Origin of the sequence: Klebsiella sp. TF21-TM (assembly GCF_019753495.1) — a bacterium.
GTDB lineage: Bacteria > Pseudomonadota > Gammaproteobacteria > Enterobacterales > Enterobacteriaceae > Klebsiella > Klebsiella quasipneumoniae.
Window position 1 is genome coordinate 73,428 of sequence record NZ_JAIJYL010000019.1, and the last position, 16,075, is coordinate 89,502.

Genomic DNA, 16,075 nt, shown 5'->3' on the forward strand with positions numbered 1-16,075 from the left:
GCTGGCATTTCCCTTGCGCGCTAACTGCTGCATCATTTTTATCAGATAGTCGCGGCAGTGAGTTACAGAATTTTCATGAAAAACGTGATGCTTGTTAAATTTTTCGATCCGGCTCGCAAGAGAAGGCTTACCCTTCAATAGGATCGACATCCAGCACCCACTTCACTTTTTTCGCCTCCGGCAGCGTATTGATCAGCGCCAGCGTACCGCTGACGATATGCTGCAGGCGTACCCGCGAAGGATGCTGCAGCAATATCTGCCACCGCCAGCGGCCGCCGCGCTTCGGCGCCAGCGCCGGAACCGGACCGAGCACCCATAGCTTGTCGTCGGCCAGCGGACTGGCCTGCAGCAGATTGCGCAGCTGTTGTAAAAACAGCGGCGCCTGCTGGTTGTTATGGTCTTCCGCACGAATCAGCACATGGCTGGTCCACGGCGGTAGCTGCATTGTCTGCCGCTCTGCCAGCGCCTGTTCGGCGAAGGCGTCGTAGCCTTTATACAGCAGGGTCTGCAGCAGAGGGTGTTCAGGATGGTGGGTTTGCAGGATCACTTCGCCCTGTTTTCCTGCCCGTCCCGCTCGCCCGGAGACCTGGGTATAGAGCTGAGCGAAACGCTCGGCGGAGCGGAAATCCGCGGAAAACAGCGCCCCGTCGACGTCCAGCAGGGAGACGAGGGTGACGTCCGGGAAGTGGTGGCCTTTGGCCAGCATCTGGGTGCCAATTAAAATACGCGCCCCGCCGCGATGGACGGCGGCGAGATGCTCCTCCAGCGCCCCTTTGCGGCTGGTGGTATCGCGGTCGATACGCGAGATAGGCACGTCAGGGAACAGCGGCGCCAGGGCCTGCTCCAGCTGTTCGGTGCCGATACCCACCGGCACCAGGTGCGTGGAGCCGCAGGAGGGACATTGGCGCGGGATAGGGCGCTGACTGTCGCAATGGTGGCAGCGCAGATGGTGCTGCGCCTGGTGCAACGTGTAGTAGCTGTCGCAGCGCGGACATTCCGCTATCCAGCCGCAGTCGTGGCACAGCAGCGCTGGCGCAAAGCCGCGGCGGTTAAGAAACAGGATCACCTGGTTATCCGCCTGCAGATGCTGGCGCATACGGTTAATCAGCGCGGGAGACAGACCCGCCTGCAGCGGTTGCCCTTTGAGATCGAGCACGTGCTGCTGGGCAGGGCGCGCATTGCCCGCGCGTTTGCTTAAGGTTAACTGGCGGTATTTGCCCTGGCGGACGTTATGCAGGGTCTCCAGCGCCGGCGTCGCCGAGCCGAGAATAATCGGGATCTGTTCGCTGTGGGCGCGCCATACCGCCAGGTCGCGGGCATGGTAGCGCCAGCCCTCCTGCTGCTTGTAGGAGCTGTCATGCTCTTCGTCGATAACGATGACGCCGAGGTCTTTAAAAGGGGTAAACAGCGAGGAGCGGGTGCCGATCACAATGGCCGCTTCGCCGTTTTTCGCCTTCAGCCAGGCCGAAAGACGTTCGCTGTCATTGAGTCCGGAGTGCAGCACTTCCACCGGCGCGTTAAAGCGCTGGCGGAAGCGGGCGATGGTCTGCGGCGTCAGACCGATCTCCGGCACCATCACCAGCGCCTGGCGCCCCTGCGCCAGCACATTCTCCAGCACGCTCAAATAGACTTCCGTTTTCCCTGAGCCGGTAATACCCGCCAGCAGCCAGGCGGAGAAGCGATCGGCGGCGCTGTGGATCGCCCCGACGGCGGTGGCTTGCTCGGTATTAAGACGCAGGCGTTCGCCGGCAACCGAATACGCGCTGCGCCAGTCGATGAGGGCGGGCGCTTCGCAGGCCAGCTCCGCCAGCCCTTTGCCGCGCAGCGCCTGCAGCGCCGCTTCATTAAATTCCAGTTCGCCAACCTGATGACGCCAGATTTTTCCCTGGCGCAGCGCCGCCAGCGCCTGCTGCTGCTTCGGCGAGCGTTTCAGACCGTTAAGGTCGACGGCCTGCCCCTGCTCGGTGGCGAACCAGTACCACAGCGGCGTCGCGCTGGCGGGTTTGCCCTGGCGCAGCAGAATGGGCAGCGCATGGAACAGCACATCGCCAATCGGATGATGGTAATACTCAGCCGCCCACATCAGCAGCCGCCAGACGGTACCGGAGAAGACCGGTTCGTCGTCCAGCACTTCCGCGACCGGTTTTAGCTCGTCCAGCGGCAGCTCGCTGCGTTCGCTGACCGCCGCGACAATACCGATCCGCTCCTGTTTGCCGAACGGCACCCGCACCCGACAGCCCGCTTTGACCGCCATGCCTTCAGGCAGCAGATAGTCAAAAGTGCGCGGTAGCGGAACGGGTAGGGCAACGTGGGCGACGGGCATGTCATCTTCCTGACTTGAAATCTGGCGGGATAGTATACACATTACGATAAGGCGGCGCGGATCAGTTTGCATATGCTGGTCAAATTCTGTATGATTCGCCGCCTTTGATGCGCTTTATATCGCATTGAAGATTGACCATTACCGCGTGCTTCACGCTGTCAACAGCGTAGAGGGCGACGGGAAATTACTAATATCGCGTGGTGTCTGGCGTTAGGGCTGGAAGAGCGACGCGGCCTTAACTGAGGTTCTCCCATGAAAAAAGGTATTCACCCAAATTACGACGAAATTACTGCTACCTGTTCTTGCGGTAATGTCATGAAAATCCGCTCCACCGTAGGTCACGACCTGAACCTCGACGTGTGCGGCAAATGCCACCCGTTCTTCACCGGCAAACAGCGTGATGTTGCTACCGGTGGCCGTGTTGACCGCTTCAACAAGCGCTTCAGCATCCCGGGCAGCAAGTAAGTTGCCAGAAGAAGCCGCCTCAGGGCGGCTTTTTTGTGTCTCTCGCCTGCCTGGGCGGGAAAGAAAAAGGGCGGAAGCGTGCTTCCGCCCTTTTTATCGTCTCAGTATTCCCACGTATCCGGGTCGATACCCAGTTCACGCATAATCGCTTTCGCCGCTTCCGGGATCTCATCGCTGCGCTCTTTACGCAGGTCTTCATCGTTAGGCAACGGTTGTCCGGTAAAGGCATGCAGGAACGCTTCGCACAGCAGTTCGCTGTTGGTCGCGTGACGCAGGTTATTCACCTGACGACGCGTGCGTTCATCGGTGAGGATTTTTAACACCTTCAGAGGAATGGAAACCGTAATTTTCTTTACTTGCTCACTCTTCTTACCGTGCTCAGCGTATGGGCTGATATATTCGCCGCTCCATTCAGCCATGAGATACCTTAATCCTCTGTTTATTAGTGAAGGGCCAGAATATTCCGCCCGGGCTATAATCGCGCGTAGTTTACCGTATGCGCGGGCTTTCTGACATGAGATAAGCCGCCGCCGACGTGCGCTAATGCATATAATTTTAACGGCTATTTGCACTTTGCTCAATCTATACGCAAAGAAGTTTAGATGTCCAGATGTATTGACGTCTATTGTGACAATGTTTACTCTGAAGCCTGACTTTTCACCGATTCAGCCCAGGAACTTCCCAACATGACGCGTAAACAGGCCACCATCGCAGTGCGTAGCGGTTTAAATGACGACGAGCAGTACGGTTGCGTTGTCCCGCCGATCCACCTCTCCAGTACCTATAACTTCACCGACTTTAATGAACCTCGCGCTCACGACTATTCCCGCCGCGGCAACCCGACGCGTGATGTGGTGCAGCGCGCTTTAGCGGAGCTGGAGGGCGGCGCTGGCGCGGTGCTGACCAATACCGGTATGTCGGCGATCCTACTGGTGACGACGGTGTTCCTTAAGCCTGGCGATCTGCTGGTGGCGCCGCACGACTGCTACGGCGGCAGCTACCGTCTGTTCGATAGCCTGGCGAAGCGCGGCTGCTATCGCGTTCAGTTCGTCGATCAAAACGATGAGCAGGCGCTGCGGGCGGCGCTGGCGGAAAAACCGAAGCTGGTGCTGGTCGAAAGCCCAAGTAATCCATTGCTGCGGGTGGTGGATATTGCGAAAATCTGTGGTCTGGCGCGCGAAGCCGGGGCGATCAGCGTGGTCGATAACACCTTCCTGAGTCCGGCGCTGCAAAACCCGCTGGCGCTGGGCGCCGATCTGGTGTTGCACTCCTGTACTAAATACCTTAATGGTCACTCTGATGTGGTGGCCGGGGTGGTGATTGCCAACGATCCGGCGACTGTCACCGAACTGGCATGGTGGGCGAATAACATTGGCGTCACCGGCAGCGCCTTCGACAGCTATCTGCTGTTGCGCGGGCTGCGGACGCTTTCTCCCCGCATGGAAGTGGCGCAACGTAATGCCCTGGCGATCGTCGAGTATCTGAAAACCCAGCCGCTGGTGAAAAAGCTGTATCATCCGTCGCTGCCCGAAAACCAGGGGCATGAAATTGCGGCGCGTCAGCAAAAAGGTTTTGGCGCAATGTTAAGCTTCGAGCTGGACGGTGACGAGCAGACGCTGCGCCGCTTCCTGAGCGGGCTGTCGCTGTTTACACTGGCGGAATCGCTGGGGGGCGTTGAAAGCCTGATTTCCCATGCGGCAACGATGACGCATGCCGGCATGGCGCCTGAAGCGCGTGCCGCCGCCGGAATTTCAGAAACGCTCCTGCGTATTTCGACCGGTATCGAAGATGGTGAAGATTTAATTGCCGACCTGGAAAATGGCTTCCGGGCAGCAAACGAGGAATAAAGATGAGTGTGATTGCGCAGGCAGGGGCGAAGGGTCGTCAGCTGCACAAATTTGGTGGGAGTAGTTTAGCGGATGCGAAATGTTACCTGCGCGTCGCGGGGATCATGAAGGAGTATTCGCAGGCGGGGGACATGATGGTCGTCTCCGCCGCTGGCAGCACCACCAACCAGCTGATTAGCTGGCTTAAGCTTAGCCAGAGCGATCGCCTTGCTGCGCATCAGGTTCAGCAGTCGCTTCGCCGCTATCACACCGAGCTGATTGGCGGTCTGGTGGAGCCTGCGGCGGCGGATACGTTGATCGCCGCCTTTATCCACGAACTTGAGCGTCTGGCTGGTCTGCTGGACGGCGGGGTTTCCGAAGCGGTCTATGCGGAAGTGGTCGGCCATGGGGAAGTGTGGTCCGCGCGCCTGATGGCGGCGGTTCTCAACCAGCTGGGAATGGAAGCCGCCTGGCTGGACGCGCGCGCGTTCCTGCGCGCGGAACGCGCCGCGCAGCCGCAGGTGGATGAAGGATTATCCTATCCACTGCTGCAGCAGCTGATGGCGCAGCATCCTAACAAGCGTCTGGTGGTGACCGGCTTTATCTCCCGCAACCAAGCCGGTGAAACCGTCCTGCTGGGCCGTAACGGGTCTGACTACTCTGCCACCCAGATCGGCGCGCTGGCGGGCGCTTCCCGCGTCACTATCTGGAGCGACGTCGCCGGGGTGTACAGCGCGGATCCGCGCAAGGTGAAAGACGCCTGTCTGCTGCCGCTGCTGCGTCTGGACGAAGCCAGCGAGCTGGCGCGTCTGGCCGCGCCGGTGCTCCATGCCCGCACGCTACAGCCGGTTTCCGCCAGCGATATCGATCTGCAGTTACGCTGCAGCTATACGCCGGAACAGGGTTCCACGCGCATTGAGCGCGTGCTGGCCTCCGGTACTGGCGCCCGGATTGTCACCAGCCATGACGATGTCTGCCTGGTGGAGTTTCAGGTGCCGGCCGGTCACGATTTCAAACTGGCGCATAAAGAGCTGGACGCCCTGCTCAAACGCGCCCAGCTGCGCCCGTTAGCCGTTGGCGTCCATGCAGACCGCAAACTGCTGCAGTTCTGCTATACCTCCGAGGTGGCCGACAGCGCGCTGAAGCTGCTCGATGAGGCAGGTCTGCCGGGCGAGCTGCGTCTGCGTCAGAAGCTGGCGCTGGTGGCGATGGTGGGCGCGGGCGTCACCCGCAACCCACTGCACTGCCACCGTTTCTGGCAGCAGCTGAAAGGGCAGCCGGTGGAGTTCACCTGGCAGTCGGAAGAGGGGATCAGCCTGGTGGCCGTCCTGCGCGCCGGGCCGACGGAAAGCCTGATCCAGGGGCTGCACCAGTCCTTGTTTCGTGCCGAAAAGCGTATCGGCCTGATGTTGTTCGGCAAAGGGAACATCGGTTCCCGCTGGCTGGAGCTGTTCGCCCGTGAACAAACCACGCTCTCGGCGCGCACCGGCTTTGAGTTTGTGCTCGCCGGCGTGGTCGACAGTAAACGCAGTCTGCTGAACTACGACGGGCTGGACGCCAGCCGGGCGCTGGCTTTCTTCAACGATGAAGCGGTGGAGCAGGATGAAGAGTCGCTGTTCCTGTGGATGCGCGCGCACCCGTATGATGATTTAGTGGTGCTGGACGTCACCGCCAGCGAGCAGCTGGCAGACCAGTATCTTGATTTCGCCAGCCATGGCTTCCACGTGATCAGCGCCAACAAGCTGGCGGGGGCCAGCAGCAGCGATAAGTATCGCCAGATCCACGACGCGTTTGAGAAGACAGGGCGCCACTGGCTGTATAACGCCACCGTGGGCGCCGGCTTGCCGGTGAACCATACGGTGCGCGATCTGATCGACAGCGGCGATACCATCCTCGGCCTGAGCGGTATCTTCTCGGGAACGCTCTCCTGGCTGTTCCTGCAGTTTGATGGCACTGTGCCGTTCACCGATCTGGTGGATCAGGCGTGGCAGCAGGGTCTGACCGAGCCGGATCCCCGCGTCGATCTGTCCGGTAAAGATGTGATGCGCAAGCTGGTGATCCTCGCGCGGGAAGCGGGTTACGACATCGAGCCGGATCAGGTGCGCGTGGAATCACTGGTCCCGGCGCACTGTGAAGAGGGTTCGGTCGATCACTTCTTTGAGAATGGCGAAGAGCTGAACGAGCAGATGCTGCAGCGCCTGGAGGCGGCCCGCGAGATGGGGCTGGTGCTCCGCTACGTGGCGCGTTTTGATGCCAACGGCAAAGCACGCGTCGGCGTGGAAGCGGTACGCGAAGAGCACCCGCTGGCGGCGCTGCTGCCGTGCGATAACGTGTTCGCTATCGAAAGCCGCTGGTATCGCGATAATCCGCTGGTGATCCGCGGGCCCGGCGCCGGGCGCGATGTGACCGCCGGGGCGATCCAGTCGGATATTAACCGTCTGGCGCAGCTGCTGTAGTCCCGGGAAAAAGACCAGGCGCGGCCTGGTCTTTTTTGTTAGTGCGCCGCAAAAACTGCTTTAGCGGCAAACAGGCCGTTTAGCGCCGCCGGGAAGCCGGCGTAGACCGCCATCTGCATGATCACTTCCGTAATTTCCTCTTGCGTCAGACCGACATTTAATCCCGCGGCAATATGCACTTTCAGCTGCGGCTCGGCGTTACCCAGCGCGGTGAGCGCGGCGATGGTGGCGATTTCCCGGCTACGCAAATCAAGCCCTGGCCGGGCGTAAATATCGCCGAAGGGGAACTCAATCAGATAGCGGGCGAAGTCGGGGGCGATATCCCGCAGGCTGTTAACGACGGCCTCCCCGCCGCTACCGTCCACGCGCTGAAGCATTTCCTGACCGGTGGTATAACGTTCGCTGGACATCGTTTTTTCCTCTCTGTGATGATGCGTTGAGAGGAAGGGTAGGGAAGTTTACCGGACTTGAGTAATACCCTTTTCGTGATACCTTTTCAGTATGACAACTTCGCGATTACATTCTCTCGATATCCGCCTGCTGCGTGCCTTTGCCGTGGTGGCGGAGGAAAATAACATCAGCCGGGCGGCGCAGCGGTTATTTATCTCGCAGCCGCCGCTGAGTCGCCATATGCGCTATCTGGAAGCGCAGCTGGGGGTGACGCTGTTTCAGCGCCATAGCAAAGGCCTGATCCTTACCGACGCGGGCAGAGAGGTGCTGGCGATCATTCGGCCCATGCTGGCGCTCCAGGAACGCACGCTGGCGGCATTGAGTGAGCTCTCCGTTCACTCGCCGCCGTCTCTGCGTCTGGGCGTGACCACCGCCTTCGAACAAGGCATTTTCGCTGCTGTTGAATCTGCGCTGAGCGAACATACCCGCGGGTTGCATATCACCCGCCACGCCTCACCGGCGCTGGCGCAGCAGGTGCGCAAAGGCAAACTCGATGCGGCGCTGGTCGCGCTGCCGCTCAATACTGAAGGGCTGCACCTGCATCCATTGCCGTATCAGGAGCCGCTCATCGCGGCAGTGCCAGCCTCCTGGCCGGAAGCCGTCACACCAGCGTTAACGCTAAGCGCGCTCAATCATCGGCCGCTATTCTGGTTTAAACGCGAGCGTAACCCCGATTTCTTTGACTACACGCGGCGCATTTTCGACCGGGCTGGCTATACCCCCGCTTATGTGGAAGAGCCCGCCGAACATGATGTGCTGCTGGCGCGAATCGCGCGTGGGGAAGGCATGATCCTCCTGCCGGCGTCCTTTTCCGCGATCCAGCGTCAGGGGGTGGTGTTCTGTCCTGTCGCTGAAGGCGACAGCATGCCGTTAAGCCTTGGGGTGATCTACGCGCCTCACCAGGCAGGAGCCGTGCGGCAATGGCTCTCACTGCTGGATGATCACCTGACGGCTCGCTCGTCTCATGCTGAACATCGTTCTACCTCATGTTGACCGCAGAGCGGGCTCTTTCGGCTGGCAAAGCGCCGGTAGATGAAGTTTTTTCATGTTGGCAGCCTTTTCCTCACTCTTTACGCAGATTTTTCTATTGACGCCCGGGCGCTTTTCCGTCATTTTTACATCTGGACGTCTAAACGTATAGAAGTTCGCAACACAACAGCCATTACATGCGATTGATGAGGTAAGGTATGAGCTTTTTTCACGCCAATCAGCGGGAAGCCCTGAATCAGAGCCTGGCGGAAGTCCAGGGCCAGATTAATGTGTCCTTTGAATTCTTTCCGCCGCGCACCAGTGAAATGGAGCAAACCCTGTGGAAATCCATCGATCGCCTGAGCAGTCTGAAACCGAAGTTTGTCTCGGTGACCTATGGCGCGAACTCCGGCGAGCGCGATCGCACCCACAGCATCATCAAAGGTATTAAAGAGCGAACCGGTCTGGAAGCGGCGCCGCACCTGACCTGTATCGATGCTACTCGCGATGAGCTGCGCACTATCGCCCAGGATTACTGGAACAACGGCATCCGCCATATCGTCGCTCTGCGCGGCGACCTGCCGCCGGGCAGCGGTAAACCGGAGATGTACGCCGCCGATCTGGTCACTCTGCTGAAAGAGGTGGGGGATTTTGATATCTCCGTCGCCGCGTATCCGGAAGTGCATCCGGAAGCGAAAAGCGCGCAGGCGGATTTGCTCAACCTGAAACGCAAAGTCGAGGCAGGCGCCAACCGCGCGATCACCCAGTTCTTCTTCGATGTGGAAAGCTACCTGCGTTTTCGCGATCGCTGCGTCTCGGCGGGCATCGACGTGGAAATTATTCCGGGTATCCTGCCGGTTTCCAACTTTAAACAGGCGAAAAAGTTTGCGGATATGACCAACGTTCGTATCCCGGTGTGGATGTCGAAAATGTTCGAAGGGCTGGATAATGACGCCGAAACCCGTCAGCTGGTGGGGGCGAATATCGCCATGGACATGGTGAAGATCTTAAGTCGGGAAGGGGTAAAAGATTTCCACTTCTACACCCTTAACCGCGCCGAAATGAGCTACGCCATCTGTCATACGCTGGGCGTGCGTCCGGCCTGAGTGCTTGCCGTTTCCGCCGTCAGTGGGCGACGCGTCCGGCTGATAAACATAAAAAAACACCCGGCTGACGCCGGGTGTTTTGCTCTGGATTATTCCCATTCCTGCAGGAAGCGCTGGCCATATTGGTCGGCGACCAGCAGCGCGGCGTAGACCTGGTCGGCGTCGACGCCGCCCGGCATATTGTGGATGGTTTCGCCTTCAGCGCAGGCGGCTTCCGCCACCAGGCGCATTTTGGTCGGGATGTCGCCTTTGATATCCAGCTGCGCCAGCGTGATCGGCAGCCCAACGCTGTGGCACAGCGCGGCGACAGTCTCGATCTCTTCCACCGGCGCGTTTTCCAGCACCAACTGCGTCAGGGTGCCGAACGCCACTTTTTCACCGTGATAATAGTGGTGGGCGTCAGGGATGGCCGTCATGCCGTTATGAATCGCGTGGGCTGCCGCCAGGCCACCGCTTTCAAAACCGACGCCGCTCAGATAGGTGTTGGCTTCCACCACCCGCTCCAGCGCCGGAGTGACCACGTGCTGTTCGGCGGCCAGCATCGCTTTTTCACCCTCTTCGAGTAAGGTGTTGTAGCACAGCTCGGCCAGCGCCAGCGCCGCCTGGGTGCATTTCCCGCCCGCCATGGTGGTGGCGCCGCTGCGTGAGCAGGCGCGGGCTTCGAACCAGGTGGCCAGCGCATCGCCAATCCCGGCGGCCAGCAGGCGAGCCGGCGCGCCAGCAACGATCTGCGTATCGACAATGACCATATTAGGGTTGTGCGGCAGCATCAGATAGCTGTCGAACTCGCCTTCGTCGGTGTAAATCACCGACAGCGCGCTGCACGGCGCATCGGTGGAGGCGATGGTGGGGGCGATCGCCACCGGCACCTTCATAAAATGGGCCAGCGCTTTCGCGGTATCCAGGGTTTTACCACCGCCGATCCCCAGCACGGCGGTGCATTTCGCACTGCCGGCGATATCGCGCAGGCGATTGATTTCATTATGCGAACATTCACCGCCGAACGGCGCGATTTCCGCCGCCAGGCCGGCGTCAGCCAGGCTTTTGCGTAGCATCTCTTCCGCGAATCCCAGCACGAATTTATCGCCAACGACCAGCCAGCGTTCGGCCAGCGGTTTCAGGTAGTCGCCAAGGCGCTTGATGGCGCCTGCGCCCTGGATGTATTTGCCTGGTGATTGAATAATGCGATCCATTTCGATTCCTCCTCGATGACCGTGATGCCGCCCGCAGGCGGCGCGCGGGTCCGGTTACAGGTTCAGCGTGCCAAAGGCGTTATTCCAGTCCTGTTCAAACTTCTCTATAGCTGACTCTACCGCAGGGGTGCCGAGCATTTGTTGCGCTACATCTAGTGGAAGGGTGATTGCTTCGCAGCCAGCCAGCAGGCAATCCAGCGCCTGACGGGGCGTTTTGAAGCTTGCCGCCAGCACTTTGCTTTCGGGCGCATGCATTTCCAGCAGGGATTGCAGTTCCTGCACCATGCGGATGCCGTCCCCGCCCTGAGCGTCGACGCGGTTAACGTAAGGCGCGACGTACTTTGCGCCAGCCAGCGCGGCCAGCAGACCCTGTGAAGCGCTGTAGACGGCGGTGCCAAGGGTCGGGATGCCTTCTTTCTTCAGCATCTTGATAGCGGCGAGGCCTTCGGCGGTGACCGGGATTTTGACCACGATGCCCGGCACGGCGTTGCTCAGGCGTTTGGCTTCTGCCACCATGCCCTGCGCATCGCGGCTCATGGTCTGCGCGAACAGAATCCCTTCCGGACCAACGGCTTTTTGCAGGCGCGGCAGTACATCCCACACCGGGGTTTTACCGGCGGCGATAATGCTCGGGTTGGTGGTCACCCCGGCCAGCGGGTAGATGCGGGCCAGGCGTTCCACTTCGGCGACGTTGGCGGTATCCAGATAGAGTTCCATAGTGTTTTCCTCAATGCTTAATTCGGTGCTGTCGTTGAGGTAAGCATACGGCTTTCGTTCGAAGGATCGCCAGATGACAAATTTGCCAAAAACTGGATAAATGTACGCATCGCGATTAAGGATGATTTAGATCACATTTATCGGCGCTGGCTGGGATGGCAGGAAACTATAGCGCGCACAAAAGTCAGGGTTAACACACAAAAATCTAGTTTTTTGCCGCGGACGATTTTTCCGTCAGCTGGCTATGGTACTGGCGGCGGTATTCAGATGGCGAGCGTTCCGTGGTTTTGCGGAACAGGCGGCAGAAGTAGTTGCTGTCGGCGAAGCCGCAGGCGTGGGCGATGTCTTTCACTTTCATATCGTGGCCCTTCAGCAGCATACGGGCCTGTTCGAGACGAATGTGGTTTAGATATTCATTGAAGCCCATTGGCCCACATTTCTGGAACAGATGGGAAAGATAGTTGGCAGAGAGATAGAACGCCTGGGCGACCGATTCCCGGCTCAGCGGCTCCGCGTAATGGACTTCGATGTACTGACGGATTGCCTCGAACAGCGCCTGGCTGCGCGAGGAGGTTTGCGCCTGGCTGCCGAGAAGATCATGGCAGTGGCTGAGCAGGCTGATGACGATGCTGCGGGCGGTTTGCTGCTCCTGCGGCTGCATCCGGATCTCGTTGAGCGCCTGCAGCAGGAAGGAACCGACGCGCGGCCCGCGACGCAGCGCCTGTAGCTTTTCAACAACGGCGATCGTCTTGCCATTCCAGCGCTGCAGCGAGCACTCCAACTGCTGCTTAGCGAACAGGATGCTTAACAGCAGGCAGGGCGCCTGCCACTGTGGGCAGTTCCAGCTATCGCCAGGAATATAGAGCACGTCATGGGCCTCCAGGAGCGGGGCGTTATCGCCGAGCGCCTGGTCGCGCAGCTGCCCATCGAGGAGGATATTCAGACGGGGAAAATCAACCTGCACCACCGGTTCAGCAGGCGAGCGCGTCTCGCCGGCGAAATAAACCCGTCCGAGGCTGGTCTGCTTTTTTAGCAATGCATCAATAAGTTGATTGATATCGTTGTCCATCATTGTTCCGCCCCGCGCATCACCCTTTTCATCATACCGGACATTATTCCAGCGGTAAAAGCGCCAGCCTGTCGCTATTGCTTCTCAGTTACGATATGTTATATCGTAACAATTTGTCACCATTGATAGCAAACTCAGGAGAGAGTAATGACCAGAAAGATCCCCCTGCTGGCCTTGGGACTCGGCATGGCGCTAGCCAGCGCCCAGGCGTTCGCCCACGGCAACCATAGCCATGGGCCGGCGCTAACCGAAGTGGAGCGTCAGGCCAGCGAAGGCATTTTTGCGGATAAAGATGTGCAGGACCGCGCGCTGAGCGACTGGGAGGGCGTCTGGCAGTCGGTGAACCCGTATCTGCTCAACGGCGATCTCGATCCGGTGCTGGAGCAGAAGGCGAAAAAGCCCGGCGGCAAGAGCGTGGAGGAGTATCGCGCCTATTATAAGAAGGGCTATGCCACCGATGTGGAACAGATTGGCATTGAAGATGACGTGATTGAGTTCCACATTGGCGAGACCGTCAACAGCTGCAAATACCGCTATTCAGGCTACAAAATCCTGCATTACGCCTCCGGTAAGAAGGGCGTACGTTATCTGTTCGAGTGCCAGCAGGGCGATGCCAGCGCGCCAAAATATGTCCAGTTCAGCGACCACATCATTGGCCCGCGTAAATCGCAGCATTTCCATATTTTCATGGGCAATGAATCACAGGAAGCGTTGCTGAAAGAGATGGATAACTGGCCGACCTATTATCCGTATGCGCTGCATAAAGAGCAGATCGTTGATGAGATGCTGCACCACTAGAACGGGTGAAAAATCCCCCGGCCGGGCGGCCGGGGGAAAGATAGCGATTAGCCGGTGTTACGCATCCCGGCGGCGACGCCGGCGATGGTGACCATCAGCGCTTGTTCAACGCGCGGATCCGGGTCTTTGCCCTCTTCTTCAGCCTGGCGCGAACGGTGCAGCAGTTCCGCCTGCAGGACGTTCAGCGGGTCGGTATAGATATTACGCAGCTGGATAGACTCGGCGATCCACGGCAGGTCAGCCATCAGATGAGAGTCGTTGGCGATGGCCAGCACGACGTTGATATCGGCAGCCAGCAGCTTGCGCAGCTCGGTACCCAGCGCCCACAGCTCTGGTTTCACCAGGCGCTGATCGTAGTACTCCGCCAGCCACAGGTCGGCCTTCGAGTAAACCATCTCCAGCATGCCGAGGCGGGTGGAGAAGAACGGCCAATCGCGACACATCGCTTCCAGTTCACTCTGTTTTCCGCCTTCAACCACCTTCTGCAGCGCAGCGCCAGCGCCCAGCCAGGCTGGAAGCATCAGGCGGTTCTGGGTCCAGGCGAAGATCCACGGAATGGCGCGTAGCGACTCGACGCCGCCGGTCGGACGACGTTTTGCCGGACGCGAACCCAGCGGCAGTTTGCCCAGCTCCTGCTCCGGAGTGGCGGAGCGGAAATAAGGCACGAAATCTTTGTTTTCACGCACGTAGCCGCGATACATCTTGCACGACACGTCGGACAGCTCGGCCATGATGTCGCGCCACTGCGGTTTTGGTTCCGGCGGCGGCAGCAGGTTGGCTTCGAGGATCGCGCTGGTATAGAGCGACAGGCTGCTGATGGTGACTTCCGGCAGGCCGTACTTAAAGCGGATCATCTCACCCTGCTCGGTAACGCGCAGGCCGCCCTTCAGGCTTCCCGGCGGCTGTGAGAGGAGCGCGGCGTGGGCCGGCGCGCCGCCGCGGCCAATGGAGCCGCCGCGACCGTGGAACAGCGTCAGTTCGATCCCGGCTTTCTCACAGGTTTTGATCAACGCGTCCTGCGCCTGGTACTGCGCCCAGGAGGCGGCCATCACGCCTGCGTCTTTCGCGGAATCAGAGTAGCCGATCATGACCATCTGTTTGCCCTGGATAAAGCCGCGGTACCAGTCGATATTCAGCAGCTGGGTCATGACGTCGTTGGCGTTGTTCAGGTCATCCAGCGTTTCGAACAGCGGGGCCACCGGCAGGGCAAAGCCAATCCCGGCCTCCTTCAGCAGCAGATGAACCGCCAGCACGTCGGACGGCGTTTTGGCCATCGAGATCACGTAGGCGGCGATCGATCCGCGCGGCGCCTCGGCGATCACTCTACAGGTGTCGAGAACTTCGCGGGTCTCTTCGCTTGGCTCCCACTGGCGCGGCAGCAGCGGACGTTTGGAATTTAGTTCGCGGATCAGGAAAGCCTGTTTGTCGGCTTCTGACCAGCTTTCGTAATCGCCGATCCCGAGGTAACGGGTCATTTCGCCCAGCGCTTCGGTGTGGCGGGTGCTTTCCTGACGGATATCAATACGCACCAGCGGTACGCCGAAAGACTTCACGCGGCGCAGGGTGTCGAGCAGCTCGCCGTTGGCGATAATGCCCATGCCGCAGGCCTGCAGCGATTTATAACAGGCGTATAGCGGCTCCCACAGCTGCTCGTTCTGAGTGATCAGTCCCGCCGGTTTCGGCAGCTTCTGACCTTTCAGACGCGCTTCCAGCCAGGCCTGGGTTTCCATCAGCTGAGTGCGCAGTTTTTTCATCAGGTAACGGTACGGTTCCTGAGCGCCCTCGGCGCCGGCCAGGGCGCGCAATTCGTCAGTACACTCCACCATCGACAGCTCGGAGATCAGCACCTGCACATCTTTGAGGAACAGATCGGTCGCTTTCCAGCGGCTGAGCAGCAGCACGTGGCGGGTGATATCGGCGGTCACGTTCGGGTTGCCGTCGCGGTCGCCGCCCATCCACGAAGTGAAACGCACCGGGACAAAGTCCACCGGCAGCTGATAGCCGAGGTTGGCTTCCAGCTGTTCGTTCAGCTCGCGCAGGTAGTTAGGCACCCCTTCCCACAGGCTATTTTCCACCACCGCGAAGCCCCATTTGGCTTCATCGACCGGGGAAGGGCGGTGCTTACGAATTTCATCGGTATGCCAGGACTGGGCGATCAGCTGGCGCAGGCGGCGCATCAGCTGGTGGTGCTCGTAGTCCGCGATATCTTTGTTATCCAGCTGCTTGAGGCAGTTGTTCACTTCCACCATTTTATGGATCAGCGTCCGGCGGGTGATCTCGGTCGGGTGGGCGGTTAACACCAGCTCCAGGGACAGAGATTCCACCGCTTTTTTGATGGTGTCTTCGTTGAGATTGGGTTGGTCTTTGAGCTTTCTCAGGGTGCGCGCAATGACTTCCGGATTGCTGGCCGCTTCGCCATTCGGCGAAATGCTGTGGTACTGCTCAGCGGTGTTGGCCAGATTCAGGAACTGGCTGAAGGCACGGGCCACCGGCAGCAGTTCGTCGTTAGACAAATTCTGCAGCGTGGTCAGCAGCTCCTGGCGGTTAGCTTCGTTGCCGGCGCGTGAAGATTTGGACAACTTACGGATAGTTTCGACACGATCAAGAATATTTTCTCCCAATGCATCCTTGATGGTATCGCCCAGCACCTTGCCGAGCATACTGACATTACTACGCAATGCGGAATATTGTTCGTTCATGTTA

The 16,075-nt window shown here is 59.4% G+C and carries 13 protein-coding genes; 6 read left to right on the forward strand and 7 right to left on the reverse strand.

The genetic code is table 11. The features are described 5' to 3' along the window. Window positions 1–127 precede the first annotated feature (127 nt). Window positions 128–2,323, reverse strand: a complete 2,196-nt coding sequence (gene priA / locus K5R89_RS17975; protein WP_087826989.1) for a primosomal protein N' — start codon at window positions 2,321–2,323, stop codon at window positions 128–130. Between the two features lie 252 nt (window positions 2,324–2,575). On the opposite strand from priA, the gene rpmE reads away from it, so the two are divergent. After that, entirely contained in the window at window positions 2,576–2,788 is a 213-nt protein-coding gene (gene rpmE / locus K5R89_RS17980; protein WP_002882922.1) for a 50S ribosomal protein L31, read from the forward strand. A gap of 101 nt (window positions 2,789–2,889) precedes the next feature. On the opposite strand, the gene metJ is transcribed toward rpmE, so the two are convergent. Continuing rightward, a complete protein-coding gene (gene metJ / locus K5R89_RS17985; protein WP_002882924.1) occupies window positions 2,890–3,207 on the reverse strand; it encodes a met regulon transcriptional regulator MetJ in 318 nt (105 codons plus the stop codon). Between the two features lie 267 nt (window positions 3,208–3,474). On the opposite strand from metJ, the gene metB reads away from it, so the two are divergent. Both metB and K5R89_RS17995 read left to right on the forward strand, forming a co-directional pair. Next, entirely contained in the window at window positions 3,475–4,635 is a 1,161-nt protein-coding gene (gene metB, locus K5R89_RS17990) for a cystathionine gamma-synthase (protein ID WP_004203678.1), read from the forward strand. A 2-nt stretch (window positions 4,636–4,637) separates the two neighbouring features. Then, window positions 4,638–7,070: a bifunctional aspartate kinase/homoserine dehydrogenase II gene (locus tag K5R89_RS17995; protein ID WP_087826988.1), complete on the forward strand. Its 2,433-nt coding sequence runs from the start codon at window positions 4,638–4,640 to the stop codon at window positions 7,068–7,070. A gap of 38 nt (window positions 7,071–7,108) precedes the next feature. On the opposite strand, the gene K5R89_RS18000 is transcribed toward K5R89_RS17995, so the two are convergent. Next, entirely contained in the window at window positions 7,109–7,480 is a 372-nt protein-coding gene (locus tag K5R89_RS18000) for a carboxymuconolactone decarboxylase family protein (RefSeq protein WP_023291530.1), read from the reverse strand. Window positions 7,481–7,571: 91 nt separating this feature from the next. Here K5R89_RS18000 and K5R89_RS18005 point away from each other — a divergent pair, with 91 nt between their 5' ends. Further along, window positions 7,572–8,513 (forward strand): LysR family transcriptional regulator, encoded by a 942-nt coding sequence (locus K5R89_RS18005; protein WP_087826987.1) that lies wholly within the window; start codon window positions 7,572–7,574, stop codon window positions 8,511–8,513. A gap of 194 nt (window positions 8,514–8,707) precedes the next feature. Beyond that, entirely contained in the window at window positions 8,708–9,595 is an 888-nt protein-coding gene (metF, locus tag K5R89_RS18010; RefSeq protein WP_023291532.1) for a methylenetetrahydrofolate reductase, read from the forward strand. Window positions 9,596–9,684: 89 nt separating this feature from the next. Here metF and K5R89_RS18015 read toward each other — a convergent pair whose 3' ends face one another. The 3 genes from K5R89_RS18015 to K5R89_RS18025 all read right to left on the reverse strand — a co-directional run bounded on the left by K5R89_RS18015 (window position 9,685) and on the right by K5R89_RS18025 (window position 12,652). Beyond that, complete coding sequence (locus K5R89_RS18015; RefSeq protein ID WP_032454483.1) at window positions 9,685–10,788, reverse strand: glycerol dehydrogenase; 1,104 nt, start codon at window positions 10,786–10,788, stop codon at window positions 9,685–9,687. Window positions 10,789–10,842: 54 nt separating this feature from the next. After that, window positions 10,843–11,505 carry a fructose-6-phosphate aldolase gene (gene fsa, locus K5R89_RS18020; RefSeq protein WP_044520931.1) on the reverse strand — a complete coding sequence of 221 codons (663 nt, stop codon included), beginning with the start codon at window positions 11,503–11,505 and terminating at the stop codon, window positions 10,843–10,845. A gap of 205 nt (window positions 11,506–11,710) precedes the next feature. Beyond that, window positions 11,711–12,652, reverse strand: coding sequence for an AraC family transcriptional regulator (locus K5R89_RS18025; protein ID WP_223825690.1), 942 nt, complete (start codon window positions 12,650–12,652; stop codon window positions 11,711–11,713). Window positions 12,653–12,721: 69 nt separating this feature from the next. Between K5R89_RS18025 and zinT the strand changes: the two genes are divergently transcribed. Next, window positions 12,722–13,372, forward strand: a complete 651-nt coding sequence (gene zinT, locus K5R89_RS18030) for a metal-binding protein ZinT (RefSeq protein ID WP_023291535.1) — start codon at window positions 12,722–12,724, stop codon at window positions 13,370–13,372. A gap of 47 nt (window positions 13,373–13,419) precedes the next feature. On the opposite strand, the gene ppc is transcribed toward zinT, so the two are convergent. Continuing rightward, entirely contained in the window at window positions 13,420–16,071 is a 2,652-nt protein-coding gene (gene ppc / locus K5R89_RS18035) for a phosphoenolpyruvate carboxylase (protein WP_023291536.1), read from the reverse strand. Window positions 16,072–16,075: the final 4 nt, after the last annotated feature.

Bases quoted from the DNA above. Each gene is read 5' to 3' on its own strand.
- K5R89_RS18000 (WP_023291530.1), bottom strand. From the start codon at position 7,480: ATGTCCAGCGAACGTTATACCACCGGTCAGGAAATGCTTCAGCGCGTG.
- K5R89_RS18005 (WP_087826987.1), top strand. From the start codon at position 7,572: ATGACAACTTCGCGATTACATTCTCTCGATATCCGCCTGCTGCGTGCC.
- metF (WP_023291532.1), top strand. From the start codon at position 8,708: ATGAGCTTTTTTCACGCCAATCAGCGGGAAGCCCTGAATCAGAGCCTG.
- rpmE (WP_002882922.1), top strand. From the start codon at position 2,576: ATGAAAAAAGGTATTCACCCAAATTACGACGAAATTACTGCTACCTGT.
- priA (WP_087826989.1), bottom strand. From the start codon at position 2,323: ATGCCCGTCGCCCACGTTGCCCTACCCGTTCCGCTACCGCGCACTTTT.
- ppc (WP_023291536.1), bottom strand. From the start codon at position 16,071: ATGAACGAACAATATTCCGCATTGCGTAGTAATGTCAGTATGCTCGGC.
- zinT (WP_023291535.1), top strand. From the start codon at position 12,722: ATGACCAGAAAGATCCCCCTGCTGGCCTTGGGACTCGGCATGGCGCTA.
- K5R89_RS17995 (WP_087826988.1), top strand. From the start codon at position 4,638: ATGAGTGTGATTGCGCAGGCAGGGGCGAAGGGTCGTCAGCTGCACAAA.
- K5R89_RS18015 (WP_032454483.1), bottom strand. From the start codon at position 10,788: ATGGATCGCATTATTCAATCACCAGGCAAATACATCCAGGGCGCAGGC.
- fsa (WP_044520931.1), bottom strand. From the start codon at position 11,505: ATGGAACTCTATCTGGATACCGCCAACGTCGCCGAAGTGGAACGCCTG.
- metB (WP_004203678.1), top strand. From the start codon at position 3,475: ATGACGCGTAAACAGGCCACCATCGCAGTGCGTAGCGGTTTAAATGAC.
- metJ (WP_002882924.1), bottom strand. From the start codon at position 3,207: ATGGCTGAATGGAGCGGCGAATATATCAGCCCATACGCTGAGCACGGT.